Origin of the sequence: Shinella yambaruensis, from assembly GCF_022899355.1 — a bacterium.
Classification (GTDB): Bacteria; Pseudomonadota; Alphaproteobacteria; order Rhizobiales; family Rhizobiaceae; genus Shinella; species Shinella yambaruensis.
This window is the reverse complement of the sequence record NZ_JALJCK010000013.1, coordinates 89680-107891: the sequence shown is the minus strand read 5'-3', so window position 1 is coordinate 107891 and position 18212 is coordinate 89680. Positions and strand designations below refer to the sequence as shown.

At 66.7% G+C, this 18212-nt stretch carries 16 protein-coding genes and 1 riboswitch; of the genes, 12 read left to right on the top strand and 4 right to left on the bottom strand.

All coding sequences use genetic code 11. The features are described 5' to 3' along the window. Nucleotides 1–407 precede the first annotated feature (407 nt). Nucleotides 408–599: riboswitch (cobalamin riboswitch) on the top strand. A gap of 92 nt (nucleotides 600–691) precedes the next feature. The 5 genes from MUU56_RS26085 to MUU56_RS26065 all read left to right on the top strand — a co-directional run bounded on the left by MUU56_RS26085 (nucleotide 692) and on the right by MUU56_RS26065 (nucleotide 5506). After that, nucleotides 692–1489, top strand: a complete 798-nt coding sequence (locus tag MUU56_RS26085) for a (2Fe-2S) ferredoxin domain-containing protein (protein ID WP_244770196.1) — start codon at nucleotides 692–694, stop codon at nucleotides 1487–1489. A gap of 10 nt (nucleotides 1490–1499) precedes the next feature. Next, a complete protein-coding gene (locus MUU56_RS26080) occupies nucleotides 1500–2996 on the top strand; it encodes an ABC transporter substrate-binding protein (protein WP_244770195.1) in 1497 nt (498 codons plus the stop codon). Between the two features lie 9 nt (nucleotides 2997–3005). Then, nucleotides 3006–3920, top strand: coding sequence for an ABC transporter permease (locus tag MUU56_RS26075; RefSeq protein WP_244770194.1), 915 nt, complete (start codon nucleotides 3006–3008; stop codon nucleotides 3918–3920). Further along, nucleotides 3920–4681 (top strand): ABC transporter permease, encoded by a 762-nt coding sequence (locus MUU56_RS26070; protein ID WP_244770193.1) that lies wholly within the window; start codon nucleotides 3920–3922, stop codon nucleotides 4679–4681. The genes MUU56_RS26075 and MUU56_RS26070 overlap by 1 nt, the downstream gene beginning before the upstream one ends. 126 nt (nucleotides 4682–4807) lie before the next feature. Further along, complete coding sequence (locus MUU56_RS26065) at nucleotides 4808–5506, top strand: class I SAM-dependent methyltransferase (RefSeq protein ID WP_244770192.1); 699 nt, start codon at nucleotides 4808–4810, stop codon at nucleotides 5504–5506. On the opposite strand, the gene MUU56_RS26060 is transcribed toward MUU56_RS26065, so the two are convergent. The 4 genes from MUU56_RS26060 to MUU56_RS26045 are packed head-to-tail and all read right to left on the bottom strand — an operon-like array spanning nucleotide 5478 to nucleotide 9313. Further along, entirely contained in the window at nucleotides 5478–6275 is a 798-nt protein-coding gene (locus MUU56_RS26060) for an ABC transporter ATP-binding protein (protein ID WP_244770191.1), read from the bottom strand. The two genes, MUU56_RS26065 and MUU56_RS26060, sit on opposite strands and share 29 nt — an antisense overlap. Before the next feature lie 8 nt (nucleotides 6276–6283). Continuing rightward, the gene (locus tag MUU56_RS26055) at nucleotides 6284–7318 is read right to left on the bottom strand and encodes a FecCD family ABC transporter permease (RefSeq protein ID WP_244770190.1); all 1035 of its coding nucleotides are present in this window, start codon (nucleotides 7316–7318) and stop codon (nucleotides 6284–6286) included. Further along, nucleotides 7315–8319 carry a FecCD family ABC transporter permease gene (locus tag MUU56_RS26050; RefSeq protein WP_244770285.1) on the bottom strand — a complete coding sequence of 335 codons (1005 nt, stop codon included), beginning with the start codon at nucleotides 8317–8319 and terminating at the stop codon, nucleotides 7315–7317. Before MUU56_RS26050 ends, MUU56_RS26055 begins: the two co-directional genes overlap by 4 nt. Nucleotides 8320–8338: 19 nt before the next feature. Further along, nucleotides 8339–9313, bottom strand: coding sequence for an ABC transporter substrate-binding protein (locus tag MUU56_RS26045; RefSeq protein ID WP_244770189.1), 975 nt, complete (start codon nucleotides 9311–9313; stop codon nucleotides 8339–8341). 227 nt (nucleotides 9314–9540) lie between these two features. Here MUU56_RS26045 and MUU56_RS26040 point away from each other — a divergent pair, with 227 nt between their 5' ends. The 7 genes from MUU56_RS26040 (at nucleotide 9541) to MUU56_RS26010 (ending at nucleotide 18199) form a co-directional block, all read left to right on the top strand. Continuing rightward, nucleotides 9541–10422: a LysR family transcriptional regulator gene (locus MUU56_RS26040; protein ID WP_244770188.1), complete on the top strand. Its 882-nt coding sequence runs from the start codon at nucleotides 9541–9543 to the stop codon at nucleotides 10420–10422. 118 nt (nucleotides 10423–10540) lie between these two features. Further along, on the top strand, nucleotides 10541–11500 hold the full coding sequence (locus tag MUU56_RS26035; RefSeq protein ID WP_244770187.1) for a LysR family transcriptional regulator: 960 nt from the start codon (nucleotides 10541–10543) through the stop codon (nucleotides 11498–11500). Next, complete coding sequence (locus tag MUU56_RS26030) at nucleotides 11497–12981, top strand: aldehyde dehydrogenase (protein ID WP_244770186.1); 1485 nt, start codon at nucleotides 11497–11499, stop codon at nucleotides 12979–12981. Before MUU56_RS26035 ends, MUU56_RS26030 begins: the two co-directional genes overlap by 4 nt. 299 nt (nucleotides 12982–13280) lie before the next feature. Then, nucleotides 13281–15362 (top strand): oxidoreductase, encoded by a 2082-nt coding sequence (locus MUU56_RS26025; RefSeq protein WP_244770185.1) that lies wholly within the window; start codon nucleotides 13281–13283, stop codon nucleotides 15360–15362. 10 nt (nucleotides 15363–15372) lie between these two features. Further along, nucleotides 15373–16464, top strand: a complete 1092-nt coding sequence (locus MUU56_RS26020) for an ABC transporter ATP-binding protein (protein WP_263194315.1) — start codon at nucleotides 15373–15375, stop codon at nucleotides 16462–16464. Then, a complete protein-coding gene (locus tag MUU56_RS26015; protein ID WP_244770184.1) occupies nucleotides 16461–17393 on the top strand; it encodes an ABC transporter permease in 933 nt (310 codons plus the stop codon). The genes MUU56_RS26020 and MUU56_RS26015 overlap by 4 nt, the downstream gene beginning before the upstream one ends. Beyond that, nucleotides 17390–18199: an ABC transporter permease gene (locus MUU56_RS26010; RefSeq protein ID WP_244770183.1), complete on the top strand. Its 810-nt coding sequence runs from the start codon at nucleotides 17390–17392 to the stop codon at nucleotides 18197–18199. The genes MUU56_RS26015 and MUU56_RS26010 overlap by 4 nt, the downstream gene beginning before the upstream one ends. Nucleotides 18200–18212 lie beyond the last annotated feature (13 nt).

Below are 18212 nucleotides of genomic sequence, written 5' to 3'. Positions count from 1 at the left end.
TTAATCAGTATTCAGGGATGTGAGAACTAAAACAAGATCAACGGCTTGCCTCTATTAATCGAGAAAATCGATCACGACGTCAGGCGCCGGAGACGGTTTCATGTCGCGATTGGAGATTCCGCGATCTTGCCGCACACGGTGCACCTCCCTCGCGCATCCTCCGGCGGAAATGCCAAATCCGGCAATCGGATCATCGGGATGCGATAGATCGGCCGAAGGATGGATCCGCCCGTTCCGGGCTGGCAGACGGGCCGACGGAGCCGGGCCGGGCTTCCTGAATGCGCCATCGTGGCGGGTGGGTGACCGGCATCCGCGATCCGCCATGGCCGAGGCGTGCTCGAAGATCATCGGCGCCTTTCGGGAATCGGGCCGAGGCCGGCAGGCCGGTTGACAGCATCCACCGAGGCTGTAGGTTCACCGCGTCATGGTTCTCCTGCCGTCGGCAGGAGCTAAGAGGGAATCCGGTGGAAGACCGGAGCTGTCCCGCAACTGTAAGCGGTGAGCCTTTCGCCCACGATGTCACTGGCAGAAATGCCGGGAAGACGGGCCGAAGGCCTCGACCCGCAAGCCAGGAGACCTGCCTGACATCGTGTGATTCCGTGGTCGGGTGTGCCGCAGGAATGACGGCTGTCACCGCAGGCGCTGTGAGAGAAACCCGTCATTTCGATGCCGCCTCGCAAATGAGGCAGCGTTGACGACCAAGAGCACCAGTCCTTCTTCAAGCCCCCCGGCGCCGGACGCCGTGCTGCTCCTTGCCAAGTCCGCCTTCGCCGCCGCACCGCACCAGGACATGCGGCGCCTCGCCACGCTCGCCGAGGGCCTCGCCGGCGCCCGGATCGTACGCTTCGCCTTCACCGAACAGGGCACGCCCTCGCTGCGCGAGGCGCTGCTCGATCTCGTCGAAGAAAATGCCGGCAGGATCCTTCTCGTCCCGCTGATGCTGCCGATGGAACCGAGCTTCCACAACTGGCTGACGAAAACGCTGAAGCGCTGGCGGGCGGCCGATCCGCGTCCCTGGCCGTCGCTGTCGATTGCCGCAAGCCCTGCCTCCAGCGCCGTCATGGCGCGCCTCATCGAAGACCTTGCCGCGACGTCGCAGGACCTGGATCTGTCCGCCCCTGCCCGGCTGGCTGCCGAGGGCTCGCTCGTGCCGGCGCAGAAGCGCCGCGTGCTCGTCTGCCAGGGCGGTCCCTGCAACTCGGCCGGCGCGGACGCCATCTGGGGACACCTGCGCAACCAGCAGGAGCGGCAGAAGCTGCGCGTGACCGGCGATGGCGTCATGACCGCCAAGTCCACCTGCCTCGGCCCCTGCAACCTCTCGCCCGTCCTGCAGGTCTTCCCGGAGGGGACCTATTACGGCGGCGTCACGGAAGAGGCCGTCGACCGGATCATTGCCGAACACCTCGTCGGCGGCCGGATCGTCGAGGCCTACGCCTATCACCCGACCGGCCGCAAGCAGCGGCTGCGCCATCTTCCCGAACAGACCTGAAGGAGAGACCATGTCTTCCAAAATCCTTTCGCGCCTTGCTGCGGCCTGGCTCGCCGCGATCGCCATAGGCGGCACAGGCCCGGCATCCGCCGCCGAGCCGCTGCATGTCGGCGCCACCTACATCACGAGCGGGCTGGACCCGGCCAAGGGGTCGAACGGTTGGGCGCTGGTCAGCCACGGCGTCGGCGAAAACCTCTTCACCGTCGACAAGGACGGACGGCTGGTGCCGGCGCTCGCCGAAAAGGCCGAGCGCACGGGCGACCTCACCTGGACCGTCACGCTGAAGCCGGACCGGTCGTTTTCCGATGGCTCGCCGGTGACGGCTGCCGCGCTCGCCGCCGGCTTCGACCACACCTTCGCCACCAACAAGGCCGCGCTCGCGACAGGCGGCAGGCTGACCTTCGAGGCCGCCGACGACCTGACGTTGAAGATCACCACGGAGAAGCCGGTCGCCTTCCTCCAGGCGCTCTTCGCCGAATGGCCGCTGATCGCCTACACGCTCGCCGACGACGGCAGCGCCGTCTTCACCGGCCCTTACCGGATCGCCGACTTCAAGGCCGATACGGCGCTGGCGCTGGAGCCGAACGCGCATTTCGCCGGCGCGCAAACGCGTTCCCCGGTGGAATTCCGCCGGTTCGGCGATGCCCAGAGCATGACGCTGGCGCTGGAATCGGGCGAGCTCGACCTCGCCTTCGGCCTGCCGTCCGAGGTGGTGGGCCGCCTGAAGGCCAATCCGGACCTGACGATCAAATCCTTCCCGGTCGGCTACCAGTATCTCGCCTTCCTCAACACCACGCGGCCGGCCCTGGCCGACGTGAAGGTGCGCCAGGCGCTCGACCTTGCCTTCGACCGCAGGGAGCTGGCCGCCGCGATCAACGGCGGGGAACCCGCGACCGGCGCCTACGCCGCCTACTTCCCCTTCGCCGGCAAGGAGCCGCGGCCGACCGATATCGCCAAGGCCGAAGCGCTTCTCGACGAGGCGGGCTGGACGAAGGATGCCGCCGGCATCCGCCGGAAGGACGGAGCGCCGCTGCGCCTGCTCGCCATCACCTATCCGCAACGCCCCGATCTCGTGACCATGCTGCCCGTGGTCAAGTCGCAGTTCGCCAAGATCGGCATCGCGCTCGACACGCAGGTGATCGAGAACATCCAGGAAGCGGCATCCACCGGCAATTTCGACATCGCGCTCTGGGCGCAGCACACGGCGCCGAACGGCGATCCCGCCTTCTTCCTCAATTCCATGCTGCGCACGGGCGCCGCGCTGAACTACGCAAAATACGCCTCCCCCGAATTCGACGCGATCCTCGACCGCTTCGCCTCCGAGGGCGACGCCGACCGGCGGGCGGCGATCGCGCTCGACGCCCAGGCGAAGCTCTTCGTCGACGCCCCGGCCTCGTTCCTCGTCTCGCCGGTCTGGTATGTCGGCCTGTCGAAGCGGCTGCAGAACTACGAGCCGTGGGGCTCGGACTACTACGTCCTGCGCGCCGATATCGGCGAGGCGAGATAAGGCGCCAGGATGGGCTTCGTCCGGGCCGGCGTCTTCTCGATGGTGGGGTTGGTGGCGCTTTCCTTCGCCTCCTTCACCCTCATCGCGCTGATGCCGGCCGATCCGGTCGAGATCGCCATCCGGGCCTGGAACCTGCCGGCGACGGAGGAGACCGTCGCCGCGCTTCGGGCGGATTGGGGCCTCGACCGGCCCCTGGTCCAGCGTTACCTGCATTGGCTTGCGGATTTCGTGACGGGCGACTGGGGCCGCTCCTTCCGCACCGGCGAGCCCGTGTTCGCCGAGTTCCGCGCGCGGCTGCCCGTCTCGCTTGTGCTCGGCCTTTCCGGCCTTCTTCTCGCCATCGCCCTTGCGGTTCCCCTCGGTTTCCTCGCCGCCGCACGGCCGGGCGGTTTTGCCGACCGCGGCAGCCGGGCGCTGTCGGTCTTCGTCCAGGCGGTTCCCGGCTTCTGGCTCGGGCTCATCCTGCTCTGGGTGATCGGCGTGCAATTTCGCTGGATCCGCCCCTTCGCCAATGACGCCGCCGCCTTCGTGCTGCCGATCCTGCTGATCGCGCTGCATTCGGTCGCGGTCTTCTGCCGGGTCTACCGGCGCGACATGGCTGAAACGGCGCGGCGGCCCTATTTCCGCACGGCGCTTGCCAAGGGCCTGTCACACCGCCAGGCGCTCTGGCGCCATGCCCATCGCAGCGCCTTCTACGCTCTTCTATCCGCGGTGCGTTCGGAGGCCGGCTGGGTGATCGGCTCCACCGCGACGATGGAAATCCTCTTCAACCTGCCCGGCCTCAGCCAGTTTCTGGTGCAGAGCATCGCCGTGCGCGACCAGATGGTGCTGCAAGCCTATGTCATGGTCATAGCGCTCTGGTTGCTGGTCATGAACGCGCTCGTCCACCTCGCCCTCCGCCTTCTCGATCCCCGGCTCGCCTGATGGTCCGCACGTTCGCGCTTACGGCATTGGCCGTCTTTCTCCTCCTCGGCGGTCTCTGGCAGCCGCACGATCCGGACGCGGTGGACATCCTGGCGCGCCATTCCGGCATGACCGCCAGCCATCCGCTGGGCACCGACCATCTCGGCCGCGACCTCCTCTCCCGCATTCTGGCGGGCGGCTGGCGCACGGCCTGCGTCCTGCTTTCGGTCGGCTTCATCGGCTTTACTGCGGGCACGCTGCTCGGTACGGCCGCCGCCGTGCTCGGCGGCTGGCGGGAAAGCGTGCTGCTGCGCTGCTGCGAATTCTTCATCACCGTGCCGACCCTGATCATCGCGCTCACCGCCGCAGCGATCTTCGGCCTCACGCCCTTGAGCGCCGGGCTGGCGCTCGGCCTCGCCGGCATCGGTCCCCACGCCCTGTTCGCCCACGCGCTGAGCCGGCGGGTGATCAGCCAGCCGTTCATTCTGGCGGCAAGGGCGCTCGGCGTGCCGCCGGGACGCATGATCGCCCGGCACCTCCTGCCCAACACCCTGCCGCTGATGTTCTCCCATGTCGGCAATCAGGCGGGCCTTGCCGTCGTCGCCTATGCCTCGCTCGCCTTCATCGGCCTCGGTGCCGATCCGTCCAAGCCCGACTGGGGCTCCATGCTCTTTGAGTACCGCGTCTTCATCTTCGACCATCCCGCGCTGATGATCTGGCCGGGCATCGCGATCGCGGGCACCGTGGCCGTGCTGAACGCCGTGTTCGACGATCCTGACTAGATCCATACGATGACCGACGAAAAAGCCGGTTATCCACCAGCCATGTCGCAAAACGCGCCTCACGCGTTTGTGCACGGCCGCGTCCCGTAAGAAACTGGTCAAAACAGAATCGCATCGGAGGCGGCCATGAGCCAGGACAGCAAGACCATCACCACCTGGTATGTCGACCCGGATGCGGAAGACCGGATGTCGGATGGCCATGCGCCGATCTGGCGGCACCTCATCGACCTGATCGTCGAACGGGACCTCAGCGCGAAAAGCGTGCTCGATTTCGGCTGCAACCAGGGGGGCCTGCTGCGGCACCTCTATGCGATCCGTCCCTTCCGCAAGGCCCTCGGCATCGATATCGCCGAACAGTCGATCGCCAAGGCCGAGGCCTTCAAGGGCAACATTCCCGTCCAGCATGCCGTGGGCGGAACGCTCGAGGACTGGGTCGAGGAATTCGATCTCGCGATCAGCCACGAGGTGATCTATCTCATCGAGGACATCGATGCCCATGCCGCCGATATCTTCAAGGCGCTGAAGCCGGGCGGCGTCTACTACGCCGTCACGGGCTGCCACACCGACAACCCGCTCTGGCCGAAGTGGCGCGATCTGGTGGCCAAGCGCACGAACACGGTCGTCCAGGATCGGTCGATCACCGACTATGCCAGGGCCTTTACCCGCGCCGGCTTCGAGGTTTCCGGCCGCAAGCTGGAGTTTGACGGCTTCATCCCCTTCATCGCCGACGGCTGGACGCCCGACTTCGCCGACGCCCTCGACTACTACACGCAAACGAAGATCGTCTTCCGCCTCGTCAAGGGCCTGAGCGGTTCAGCTTCGTAAGCTCGACGTCGAAATGGGGCGGCTTGCCGGGGGCGACCTCGACGAACGTGCCCTTCACCCGGAAGGTCTTTTCGACGAGGCCGCTTTCGGAGAGCGCTTTCGGCGCGCCGTCGAACCGCAGCTCGCCCTTCTCCAGAAGCGAGATGCGGTCGCTGACGGCGATCGCCTGGTTGATGTCGTGGATCGCCATGACGATCGTCACGCCGCGCTCGCGGCTCAGGCGGTGGACGAGGTCCAGCACCTCCACCTGGTAGCCGATATCGAGGAAGGATGTCGGTTCGTCCAGGAGCAGGATCGCGGCCTCCTGCGCCAGGGCCGCCGAGATCCAGGCGCGCTGGCGTTCGCCGCCGGAGAGCTCCTGGAGCGTTCGGCCGGCAAGGCCCGTCAGACCCGTGCTTTCGAGCGCCCATGCGATCGCCTCCTCGTCCTTCCGGCCATAGGACCGGAACAGGCCGACATGGGGAAAGCGGCCCTGGCGCACGAGCTGGGCCACCGTCATCTCGTCCGGGGCGACGGGCTGCTGCGGCAGGAAGGCGAGTTTCTTCGCAATCGCGCGCCGCGACATCGAGGCGACCGATACGCCCTCGATCTCGGCTCGACCTTCCGACGAGGCGATCAGGCCGGCCAGGGCCTGCAGCGCAGTGCTCTTGCCCGACCCGTTCGGGCCGATGAGGGCGCGGATTTCCCCCTTTTCCATGGAAAGGGAAAAGCCGGACAATGCCCTTCGGCGACCATAGGAAACCGACAGGTGCGAACAGGTGAGCGGCATTAGCGATCTCACGGAACCCTGCGCAGAAGCGCGAGCATGACGGGAACGCCCATGAGGGCAGTGACGACGCCGATCGGGACCTCCTCCGGTCCGCCGGCCAGCCTGCCGACCAGATCGCCCAGCGTGACGATGACGGCGCCGAGGACGATGGTGAGCGGAAGGACCAACGGGAAATGCCGCCCCGCGAGGAACCGCGCCAGATGCGGGACGATCAGGCCGACGAAGACGATCGGCCCGACGGCACCCACGGCGCTGGCCGCGAGCGCGCAGGAGACGAGCAGGACGAGCGAGAACTGCCGTCTATAGGAAAGCCCGAAGGAACGGGCGACGGCCGCATCGAACCGGAGCAGGTTGAGCGGCCGATAGATCAGCGGAAGCATGCCAAGCCCCGCGACCGTGAACGGCAGCAGGAAGAGCGCATGATCCCAGGTGCGTGCATAGAGGCTGCCGGAGAGCCATTCGAGAATGATCTCGATGCGCGCCGAGCCCCACCCCGCGATGAGCCCGATGGCGATGGCGTGCAGCACCGCGCCGATGGCGATGCCGCAGAGCGTGATCCGCAGCGGGCTGAGGTCGAGGCGGAAGGCGAGCAGGTAGATGATGCCGCCCGCGGCCATGCCGCCGATCATGCCGGCGGGCGGGAGCCAGGCGATCGGCAGTTCGTTCACAGAATAGGAATCCGGATTGGCAAGATAGACCGTGAACAGGAGGAACAGCGTCACCGTCAGGGTTGCGCCCTGCGAGACGCCCATCAGCGAGGGATCGGCGAGCGGGTTGCGCGTGATCGTCTGGAGCAGGAGACCCGCCAGGGCGAACTGCATCCCGGCGAGAATGCCCGTCACGATCCGCGGCAGCCGGATATCGAGGATGATCGACCGGGCTTCCGTCGACCCGGTCCCGGTCAGCGCCGACAGGACGTCCCGGGCGGGGATATCGACGATGCCGAGAAAAACGGCCGCCACGAAGGAGATGAGGACGAGCGCCAGGGCGGCGGGCAGGATCCAGCGGCTCGGCTGGCCGATGGCCGGGGCGTTCGCGCTCATGCGCCCTCCCCCTTGAAATCGAGCCGGCCCCGCTGGATGAGATAGACGAAGAGCGGCCCGCCGATGAGCGCGGTGACGATGCCGACCGGCAGTTCCTTGGGAATGGCGATGGTTCGCGCGACGAGGTCCGCCGACGTCACGATCAGAGCGCCGAGCGCGGCGGTAAGGCCGATCTCCCAGACAGTGCCGCACGGTTTCAACAAACGGGCGATATGCGGCGCGGCCAGGCCGACGAAGGCGACAGGCCCGGCGACGGGCGCAACGCCCGCCACGGGGCATATGCCGAGCAGGAGCAGGACCGGTTTCCATAGAGTGAGCTGCACCCCCATCGCCGCGGCGGAATGATCGTCGAGGCAGAACATGGCGAGTACCCGATGGAGGATCAAGGCGCCCGACACCCCGACCAGCACCCATGGAAGCATCTGGATGAGGTTCACCCAGGTCCGGCCCGCAAAGCCCCCCGCCAGCCAGAACAACAGCGCGGTCGACTGCGGACCGGCGAAAAGCAGCACGTAGATCGTGATCGCGCCGAGAAAGAGCGAGACGCTGACGCCGCCGAGCGCGAGATGAAGCGGATGGCCTTTGCCGCCACGCGCCACCCAGAACGTCACCGACGCCGCCGCAAGACCGCCGGCGAGGCCGACGAACGGATAGTAGAGCCCGGAAACAGAGGGCAGGAAGACGAAGCAGGTGACGATCGGCGCGATCGCCCCGGCGGTGACGCCGGTGATGCCGGGATCGGCAAGCGGGTTGCGGGTGAGCGACTGGAGGAGATAGCCGGACACGGCAAGCCCCGCCCCCGCCGTCGCGGCGGCAAGGCTGCGCGGCAGCCGGAGGGTCCAGACGAGGATCGATTCGATCTTGCCATCCGGACTGAAGAGCGCCCGCAGGACGGCGTCGAAGGAGAGCGTTCTTGCGCCGGGCATCAGCCCGGCCGCGATGACGAGCAGGGTCGCGACGACGATGAGGCCGATGGCTATCGAGGATTTCCGTGCGTCCATCGTCGTCGCGGCCAACCGCTTACTTCTGGAGTTCCGCCGGGATGATCTTGGCCGCTTCCGCCTTCACGTCGACCTTGGGAAAGATATCGGGATAGAGGTAGTGGGCTGCCTCGCGCAGCACGATCTCGCGGGCGATCGGGCCGTTGGTCTCCACCCATTGGTCGCCGACATAGAAGACCCGGTTGTTCTTGACCGCCGTCAGTTCCTTCCAGATCGGGTTGCTCTCGTGCGGGCGATCCGGACCGTAGTCATAGATGAAGAGCACTTCCGGATCCTTCTCGAGCATCGTTTCGAGGCTGAGATCGATGCCGAACTCGCCGCCCGGCGTCATGGCGCCGGCGATGTTCTCGCCGCCGATGGCGTTCACGATCGAGGCGGAGGTGTTCTCGTCATGGAAGGCGAACGGCACCTCGCCGCCCCACATGATGGCGTAACGGGGATGCGTGTCCTTCGGCGCCTTGGCCGCGACCTCGGCAAGATGCGCGCGAAAATCCCTGTTCAGCTCGACGCCGCGCTCGGGCTTGCCGAGGATCTTGGCCAGCGCCTCGATTTCCTTGTCGCTGCCGTCGAGCAGCTCCATGTTCCAGGCGACATAGGGCGCGATCTTCTCGAGCTGCGGTGCGTTGCCGACGGTGTAGCGGCGGATCGCGACGATGAGGTCCGGCTTCGCTTCCGAGAGAAGCTCGAGGTTCGGCTTGGCGCGCTGGCCGATCTGCGTCATGTCGCCGGTGAGGCCGAGCAGGAATTCCGGCGGGCGGCCGGCCACCATGTAGGTGCTGGCCACCGGCTTGACGCCGAGCGCGAGCGCCACGTCGTCGGCGAAGAAAGAGATCGACGCGATGCGTTTCGGATGGGCGGGAACCTCGACTTCGACACCGCGATCATCGGTCACCTTCTGCGTGGCATCCTGGGCAAGACCGGGACCCGAGAGCGCGACGAGGCAGGCGACAAACAGCACGGCACGGCTGCGCGGCAAGGCAAAACTGGACAACATGGTTCTCTCCCTGAGATGTGGTCAGCGATGACAGTGGCGCGCTGCAGGCGGGGCTTGCCGTTGCGCGGAATGCACGCCGCGGCGCGGCATGAAGCCCGGCGTGCTCAGGTCGCACCGATTTCGCCTGTCGGTCTTCACGTCGGGCTTCCCGGATAATTCTTGTCGCGTCGATACAATGTGGATAGATACGGTCAACTTATTTGCAAGCGAAAGATTCTCACGCCGGCATGAGAAATCCTCAATCCACGCGCGCCAAACTGCCACCGCTGGCAACGCTCCCCGCCTTTTCCATCGCGGCGCGCACGGGCAGCCTCACGCTGGCGGCGCGCGAACTGCACCTGACGCCGGGCGCGATCAGCCGGCAGATCAAGTCGCTGGAGGAGGCGCTGGGCGTCCAGCTCTTCCATCGCGGGCACAACACGATCTCGCTGACCGATGCGGGCCGGCAGTACCTGACCCATGTGAATGCCGCCCTCGCCACGATCGACAACGGCACGCGCGCCCTGCTGCCGGATCGCGTGCGCCTGGTGATCCAGGCGCCCATCACGCTGGCGCGGCGCTGGCTGATCCCGCGGCTTGGGGCCTACCTGCAGGAAAATCCCAATGTCGACCTCAACATCCAGTCGCTCGCGCTCGGCGCCAGCGACGTTCCCGATGTCACGGTGACCTACAGGCGCGGGGCGGACGAAGCCCGCTTCGCCTCCGCCTTCCTGCTCGACCGGACGGTCGCCGTCTGCTCGCCGCTCCTGATCGGCGGCACGGCGAAGACGATGACGCCGGGCGCCTTGCTCGATCTGCCGATCCTGCTCGACACGGCGGATGCGTGGTCATGGCGGCGCTGGTGCGCGGCGGCGGATATCGCGTTCCAGCCGCGTGGCGGCAGCATCACCTTCGACACCGACGAAGCGTCGATCGACGCCTGCATGACCGGCCTCGGCATCGGCCAGGCAAGCCCCTCGCTGATCGAGCGGGAGCTGCGCGAGGGCCAGCTCATCCTGCTGTGCCCGAACATCAACCCGATCGTCGGAGCCTACGAGATGGCCGGATCCACGCCGACCGGCCTTGCGGCCGGGTTCAATCAGTGGCTTCTCACCTGGCGAGAATCCTGACCGGGGCGGGCCGCGATTTAGCCGCTCCGCCCCGGCCTATCCCCAGCCTCGCACCGAAACAACCCTTTCCCTGCGCGCCGATCTGCTCCTTAATTGACAGACAACAAGGACACCGGACATGGTCTTGCGCTTCACCCTCCGCCAGCTGGAATATCTCGTCGCCGTCGGCGAGTACGGCTCCGTCACCGAAGCCGCGGAACGGGTGAACGTCTCCGCGCCCTCGGTTTCCGCAGCGATATCGCAGCTCGAGCGGGAATTCGGCATCACGCTCTTCGTGCGCCGCCATGCGCACGGGCTGTCGCTGACGCAGGCCGGCCGGAGCTTCGTCGAGCAGGCCCGGCATGTCCTCGGCGAGGCCGCCAAGTTCAACGCGCTGTCCAACGAACTGACCGGACAGGTGCGCGGACCGCTGCATGTCGCCTGTCTCGTCACCTTCGCGCAGGCCGTCATTCCAGCGCTGCGCCGCGCCTTTTCCGATGCCTATCCCGATGTCGATTTCTTCCAGTACGAGCGCGACCATGCCCGCATCCTGGAAGGCCTGCGCATGGCGCGCTTCGACATCGCGCTCAGCTACGATCTCGACATCCCGGCCGACATGGAGTTCCACGAGCTCGCCGTGCTGCCGCCCTATGCGGTGCTCCACGAGGACCATCCGCTGGCCGGGCGCCCCGAGGTGACGGTGGAGGAGCTTGCCGCCCACCCGATGATCCTGCTCGACCTGCCCTACTCATCGGCCTATTTCCTCTCGCTCTTCCGCGAGGCCGGCCTTGCGCCGCATATCGTCGAGCGCACCCGCGACATGTCCGTCATGCGGGCGATGGTCGCCAACCGCTTCGGCTATTCGATCGCCAACATCCGGCCGGTCTCCACCTATGCGCTGGATGGCGGCAGGTTGAATTTCGTCTCGCTTGCCGGCAACCTGCGCCCCATGCGCATGGGCATCATCGCCATGCGCGGCGCAAGCCCGGCGCTCACCGTCCGGCGTTTCATCGATTTCTGCAGCGAGAGGATCCGCGGCATGGGCATGGACCTGCCGGTTTGCGCCGACGATACCCAGGAGGAGAAAGGCACTTCATGACCACCACGACTTCCGACTGGCGCACGCGCGCCGCTAGCCTCACATTGCGAAACCGCCTCTATATCGACGGCGGCTTTCGCGAGGCGGCCAAGGGCGGGCGGTTCGAAACCGTGAACCCCGCCAACGGGCAGGTCCTCACCGCCGTCGCCCGCGGCACGGCCGAGGATATCGATGCCGCCGTCGCCGCCGCCCGCCGTGCCTTCAACGATGGCCGCTGGTCCGGCAAATCGCCGGCCGAACGCAAGGAGGTGCTGCTGCGCCTCGCCGCGCTCATCCGACAGAACGTGCCGGAACTCGCTCTGCTCGACACGCTCGACATGGGCAAGCCGATCAGCGACAGCTCCACCATCGACGCGCCCGGCGCGGCGCATTTCTTCCAGTGGCACGCCGAGGCGATCGACAAGCTCTATGACGAGATCGCGCCCACCGGCCAGGGCGATCTCGCGCTGATCCGCCGCGTGCCGCTCGGCGTCATCGGTGCGGTCGTGCCGTGGAACTTCCCGCTGGACATGGCGACCTGGAAGCTCGCCCCGGCGCTCGCCACCGGAAACTCCGTCGTACTGAAGCCGGCCGAACAATCGCCGCTCTCCGCCCTGATGCTGGCCGAGCTTGCCTCCGAGGCCGGCCTGCCGGACGGCGTGCTCAACGTCGTGCCCGGCCTCGGCGAGGATGCCGGCCGCGCTCTCGGCCTGCATGCGGATGTCGACGCGCTGGTCTTCACCGGCTCGACCAAGGTCGGCAAGCTCTTCATGACCTATGCCGGGGAAAGCAACATGAAGCAGGTCTGGCCGGAGACCGGCGGCAAGTCGCCGAACCTCGTCTTCGCCGATGCCGATCTCGACAAGGCGGCCAAGATGGCGGCCTTCGGCATCCTGTTCAATTCCGGCGAGGTCTGCTCCGCCAATTCCCGCCTGCTGGTGCACCGCTCCGTGCAGGAAGAGTTCACGCAGAAACTGATCGCCGCCACCGCCGCCTGGCCGCTCGGCGACCCACTGGATCCCGCCACCCGCATGGGACCGCTGGTCGAGAAGAGCCATGCCGACCGCGTGGCAGGCTATATCGACATCGGCCGCAAGGAAGGCCGCCTTGCCCATGGCGGCGAACGCGAGACGCGCGACGGCTCGGACTGCTACGTCCAGCCGACCATCTTCAACGAGGTGCCGCCGGATGCCCGCATCGCGCGGGAGGAGATTTTCGGTCCCGTGCTCGCCATCACGCCCTTCGACGGCGACGAGGAGGCCCTGCGCATCGCCAATGACAGCGAATACGGCCTTGCCGCCTCCGTCTGGACGCGCGACCTTTCCCGCGCGCTCTCGGTTTCCGACAGGCTGCAAGCCGGGACGGTCTCGGTCAACACCGTCGACGCGCTCTCGGCCATGACGCCCTTCGGCGGCATGAAGCAGTCCGGTTTCGGCCGCGACCTCTCCATTCACAGCTTCGACAAGTACTGCGCGCTCAAAACCGTGTGGGTGAAATACTAGGCATCTGCCCGCGCCAGCGGCGCGGGCACGCCCAAGCCTTGAGCACGAGCGGCACCGGCTCCCGAAAGCGTCCCGATACGCGATCGGGAGCCAGTGATCGGCTTCACACAAGCAATTGAAAACAAAAGAAGATTTTTCATCCGCCTTGGCGCGGCGGCGCTTTCGCGCAAAAATTGAGAACATGGCGAAAGAACACGCGCGCTCGTGATTAGCCTGAGCCTAATCCCCGTTTCCGGAACGCGTCATTTACCAAAAACCCTTCGCCCCATCCAATAGCCGCGGAAACCCCGGGGACTGCCATGCGCGATGCCAAATACGATATCCTGTTCGAACCGCTGGCGATCGGCCCGCATGTCGCCAAGAACCGGTTCTACCAGGTGCCGCATTGCAATGGCGGCGGCTATCGCGACCCATCGGCGGCCGCGGCCATGCGCGGCATCAAGTCGGAGGGCGGCTGGGGCGTCATCTTCACCGAGCAGACCGAGATGCACCACACCTCGGAGATCACGCCCTTCATCGAGCTGCGCCTGTGGGAGGACAAGGACATTCCCGGCCTTCGCCGCATGTCCGACGCGATGAAGGTGCATGGCGCGCTCGCCGGCATCCAGCTCGCCTATTCCGGCATCAACGGCCCGAATTTCTACACCAAGGAAGTGCCGCTCGCCCCCTCCGCCCTGCCGATCCGCACCTTCACCAACGATCCGGTGCAGGCCCGCGCGCTCGACCGCACCGACATAACGAATCTGCGCCGCTGGTTCGTCAACGCCGCGAAACGCTCGAAGGTCGCCGGCTTCGACCTGATCTGTCTTTACGGCGCGCACGGCTTCGGCATCTTCCAGCACTTCCTGTCGCGCGCCACCAACCAGCGCACCGACGACTATGGCGGGAGCCTGGAAAACCGCTCGCGCTTCGCCCGCGAGGTGGTGGCCGACATCCGTGACGCCGTCGGCGACACCACGGCGATCACCATGCGCGTCAGCCTGGACGAGACCATCGGCGAGCTCGGCTTCTCCAATGCGGAGGTGCGCGAATTCGTCGAGATGAACGCCGACCTGCCGGACCTCTGGGACCTGGCGCACGGCGCCTGGGAAGACTGTTCCGGCCCCTCCCGCTTCAAGGAGGAGGGAGCGCAGGAGATCCTGGTGAAGGGCATCCGGGAACTTTCGTCGAAACCCGTCGTCGGCGTCGGCCGCTTCACCTCGCCGGATGTGATGGCGCGCATGATCCGCCAGGGCGTGCTGGATTTCATCGGCTGCGCCCGCCCCTCCATCGCCGATCCCTTCCTGCCGAAAAAGATCGAGGAAGGCCGCATCGAGGATATCCGCGAATGCATCGGCTGCAACATGTGCATCACCGGCGACATGACCATGTCGATCAGCCGCTGCACCCAGAACCCGACCTTCATGGAGGAATGGCGCAAGGGCTGGCACCCCGAACGCATGAACGAGAAGGGCGAGAGCCAGACCGTGCTCGTCGTCGGCGCAGGCCCCGCCGGCCTCGAAGCCACCCGGGCGCTCGCGCTGCGCGGCTACGACGTGACGCTCGCCGAAGCCACCACCACGCTCGGCGGCCGTGTCGCCCGCGAACGGCTGCTGCCCGGCCTTTCCGCCTGGGGTCGCGTCGTCGATTACCGCCAATACCAGATTTCCCAGCGCACCAATGTCGAGACCTATTTCGACAGCCGCCTGACCGCCGAGGACGTGCTCGGCTTCGGCTTCGAGCATGTCGCCATCGCCACCGGTTCGCACTGGCGCCGCGACGGCGTTGCCAGACAGCATGTCGTGCCCATGCCGATCGATCCGGCAATGCCCCTCTGGACGCCCGACGACATCATGGCGAAGGCGCATCCCGAAAGCCTCGCCGGCAAGACGGTCGTCGTCTATGACGACGACCACTACTATATGGGCGGCGTGATGGCCGAGGTGATGGCGAAGGCGGGTGCGGCAGTCATCCTCGTGACGCCCTCGGCCTATGTCTCCGACTGGACGCGCAACACGCTGGAACAGGGCGCGATTCACGTGCGGCTCGACGATCTCGGCGTCGATATCCGCCTCAACCGCGGCGTCACCGCCATCCGCGCCGGCGAGGTCGAGACCAACTGCACCTATACCGGCCGCCGCAAAACCATCGGCTGCGACGCCGTCGTCATGGTCGCCTCGCGCCTTTCCGAAGACGCGCTCTACAACGATCTCCTTGCCCGGCAGGCGGATTGGGCCGATGCCGGCATCAGGACGGTCAAGATCATCGGCGATGCGAGCGCCCCCGCGCCGATCGCCTGGGCGACCTATGCCGGCCACCGCTATGCGCGAGAACTGGACACGCCCGATATCGGCGACGCCCTGCCCTTCCGCCGCGAAGTCACCCAGCTCGAACCGGCTTGAGGAACACGGCATGATCCAGCCCCATTCCACTGGAGCCCAAAAGGCCATCGAAGTGAAATCGGTCTCCAAGAGCTTCGGGACCTATCAGGCGTTGAAGTCCGTCAGCTTCGACATCGGCAGCAACGAGTTCTTCACGATGCTCGGCCCGTCCGGCTGCGGCAAGACCACGCTCCTGCGCATGCTCGCCGGTTTCGAAAGCCCGGACACCGGCTCGATTCTCCTCACCGGCCAGGAGGTCGTCGCGATCCCGCCGCACCGGCGCCGCGTCAACACGGTGTTCCAGAGCTACGCGCTCTTCCCGCATATGACGCTGGAGCAGAATGTCGCCTACGGCCTGGAGAACCTCGGCTGGGAGAAGGGACGCATCAGGACCCGCGTCGGCGAGATGCTGGAACGCGTGCACATGGCGCCGATGGCGAAGCGCAGGCCCGCCCAGCTTTCGGGCGGCCAGCGCCAGCGCGTCGCGCTCGCCCGGGCGCTCGCCCCCGAACCGGAAGTGCTGCTGCTCGACGAACCGCTCTCCGCCCTCGACCTGAAATTGCGCCAGGCGATGCGGGACGAGCTGCGCACCCTGCAGCGCGATACCGGCATCACCTTCGTCTTCGTCACGCACGACCAGGAGGAGGCGCTCGACATGTCCGACCGCATCGCCGTGCTGGGCGGCGGCGAGGTGCAACAGATCGGCACGCCGACGGAAATCTACGAGGAGCCGGTCAACCGCTTCGTCGCAGATTTCGTCGGCGAGACGAACTTCCTGGATGTGGAGGTCGTGGAAACCGCACCCGGACAGGCGACCGTGCGCACGCCGTTCGGCGTCGCCCTCACCGTGCCGGCGACCGGCACTGCCAGCCGCGGGCGTGCGACCCTTTCGGTTCGTCCGGAAAAGATCAATCTCGGCGACCAGGCCCAGGGCACCGTCTTCGAGGGGCGCATCATCAACAAGAACTACATGGGCGGCTACACGCATTACACGCTCGATGTCGCGGGAACGGAGCTGCGCGCCTCGCGCCGCAACGCCTCGCGCGAGGGCGACGCGATCCCGCTCGGGGCGACGGTCCCGGTAGGCTTCGTCGCGGGTTCGGCGCGGGTGCTGGCCGCATGACGGAGAGCGCCCTCCACGCCGCCGCCGGCGGAACGGACCGCTCGCCCCGCGTCCGTTTCTGGCGCGACCTCTCCTTCTGGGGCCTCCTGCCGTCCTGGCTGCTGATGGGCCTGGCGCTGATCCTGCCGATCGCCATCATCGCCGCCGTCTCGCTCGCCACGCGCGGCGCGCATGGCGGCTTCACCTGGGATTTCAACCTTGCGGGCTACCGCCAGATCCTCTTCAACGAAGGCTGGACGGGGGAGCTGGAATTCACCCCGCAATATCTCCTGATCGTCGCCCGCACCTTCGCGCTCGCCGGCGCGACGACGCTGATCTGCCTCGTCTTCGCCGTTCCGGTCGCCTATTTCATCTCCCGCCAGCCGCCGGGCCGCAAGGCGGCGCTCGTCTATCTCGTGACGCTGCCCTTCTGGGTCTCGATGATCCTGCGCGTCTATGCCTGGATGATTATCCTCGGCAAGGACGGCACGCTGCCGCGCTTCCTCGAGACTTTGGGCCTGCCCGCCGGCATGAGCTTCATGTTCAACGACGGCGCGACGCTGACGGCCATGGTCTATACCGCCATGCCGCTGATGGTCCTGCCGGTCTTCGCCTCGATCGAGAAGCTGGACGGGACGCTGATCGAGGCCTCGCACGATCTCTACGGCAACCGCTGGGTGACGCTGCGCCGGGTGATCCTGCCGCTGACGGCCCCCGGCCTCGTGGCCGGCGCCATCCTCGTCTTCGTGCCCGCGCTCGGCGCGGTGCTGGAACCCTCGCTGATGGGCGGCGGCAAGCAGATGATGATGGGCACGCTGATCCAGTTGCAGTTCGGCGGCGGGCGCAACTGGCCCTTCGGCGCGGCGATCGCCATGACGCTGATGGCGCTCGTCCTCGTCTTCCTCCTCGTCATGGCGCTGCGCGCCGCCCGCCGGGAGGATGTCCGATGATGAAGGGCCACGACGTCAAGCACTATCCCGGCCTCGGCCCCCTCGCCGTCTTCTTCTTCATCTATCTCTATGCGCCGCTGGCGGTGATCATCGCCTATTCGTTCAACGCCAACCGGGTTGCCGGCGTCTGGACGGGGTTTTCGACGCACTGGTACGCCTCCGCACTCAACAACAGGGCGCTGATGAACGCGCTCGAAACCTCGCTGACCGTGGCGGCTGTCGCGACGGTCGTCTCCACACTCATCGCGCTTTCCGCCGCGCTCGCCATCATCCGCGGCAAGAACGTGCGCTACCGCAAGCTCTGCGAAACGATCGTCAACCTGCCGCTGCTGCTGCCGGAGATCGTGCTGGCCGTCGCGACGCTGATCCTTTTCTCGCTCGTCAACGTACAGAACGGCATGCTGCGGCTGGTCATCGCCCATTCCGCCTTCTGCACGCCCTTCGCCTTCCTGCCGATCCGCGCCCGCCTGCAGGGCATGTCGCTCGACCTGGAGGAGGCGAGCGCCGACCTCTATGCCGACCGCTGGACGACCTTCCGCCGGGTGACGCTGCCGCTGATCTTCCCGGGCGTCTTCTCCGGCGCGATGCTCGCCTTCCTGATCTCGATGGACGACTTCATCACCTCCAACATGCTGTCGACGGGCGGCTCGACGACCCTGCCCGTCTACATCTTCTCGCTGATCCGCGCCGGCACCTCGCCGGAACTGAACGCCATAGCGACGCTGCTGATCCTGGCCTCGCTCATCCTTGCCACCGTCGCGCTTCTCGTTGCGGCGCGCGGCACCCGTGAAAATGCCGAACCATAACGAAGAGAGGAAC

Bases quoted from the DNA above. Each gene is read 5' to 3' on its own strand.
- MUU56_RS26080 (WP_244770195.1), top strand. From the start codon at position 1,500: ATGTCTTCCAAAATCCTTTCGCGCCTTGCTGCGGCCTGGCTCGCCGCG.
- MUU56_RS26075 (WP_244770194.1), top strand. From the start codon at position 3,006: ATGGGCTTCGTCCGGGCCGGCGTCTTCTCGATGGTGGGGTTGGTGGCG.
- MUU56_RS26070 (WP_244770193.1), top strand. From the start codon at position 3,920: ATGGTCCGCACGTTCGCGCTTACGGCATTGGCCGTCTTTCTCCTCCTC.
- MUU56_RS26065 (WP_244770192.1), top strand. From the start codon at position 4,808: ATGAGCCAGGACAGCAAGACCATCACCACCTGGTATGTCGACCCGGAT.
- MUU56_RS26060 (WP_244770191.1), bottom strand. From the start codon at position 6,275: ATGCCGCTCACCTGTTCGCACCTGTCGGTTTCCTATGGTCGCCGAAGG.
- MUU56_RS26055 (WP_244770190.1), bottom strand. From the start codon at position 7,318: ATGAGCGCGAACGCCCCGGCCATCGGCCAGCCGAGCCGCTGGATCCTG.
- MUU56_RS26050 (WP_244770285.1), bottom strand. From the start codon at position 8,319: ATGGACGCACGGAAATCCTCGATAGCCATCGGCCTCATCGTCGTCGCG.
- MUU56_RS26045 (WP_244770189.1), bottom strand. From the start codon at position 9,313: ATGTTGTCCAGTTTTGCCTTGCCGCGCAGCCGTGCCGTGCTGTTTGTC.
- MUU56_RS26040 (WP_244770188.1), top strand. From the start codon at position 9,541: ATGAGAAATCCTCAATCCACGCGCGCCAAACTGCCACCGCTGGCAACG.
- MUU56_RS26035 (WP_244770187.1), top strand. From the start codon at position 10,541: ATGGTCTTGCGCTTCACCCTCCGCCAGCTGGAATATCTCGTCGCCGTC.
- MUU56_RS26030 (WP_244770186.1), top strand. From the start codon at position 11,497: ATGACCACCACGACTTCCGACTGGCGCACGCGCGCCGCTAGCCTCACA.
- MUU56_RS26025 (WP_244770185.1), top strand. From the start codon at position 13,281: ATGCGCGATGCCAAATACGATATCCTGTTCGAACCGCTGGCGATCGGC.
- MUU56_RS26020 (WP_263194315.1), top strand. From the start codon at position 15,373: ATGATCCAGCCCCATTCCACTGGAGCCCAAAAGGCCATCGAAGTGAAA.
- MUU56_RS26015 (WP_244770184.1), top strand. From the start codon at position 16,461: ATGACGGAGAGCGCCCTCCACGCCGCCGCCGGCGGAACGGACCGCTCG.
- MUU56_RS26010 (WP_244770183.1), top strand. From the start codon at position 17,390: ATGATGAAGGGCCACGACGTCAAGCACTATCCCGGCCTCGGCCCCCTC.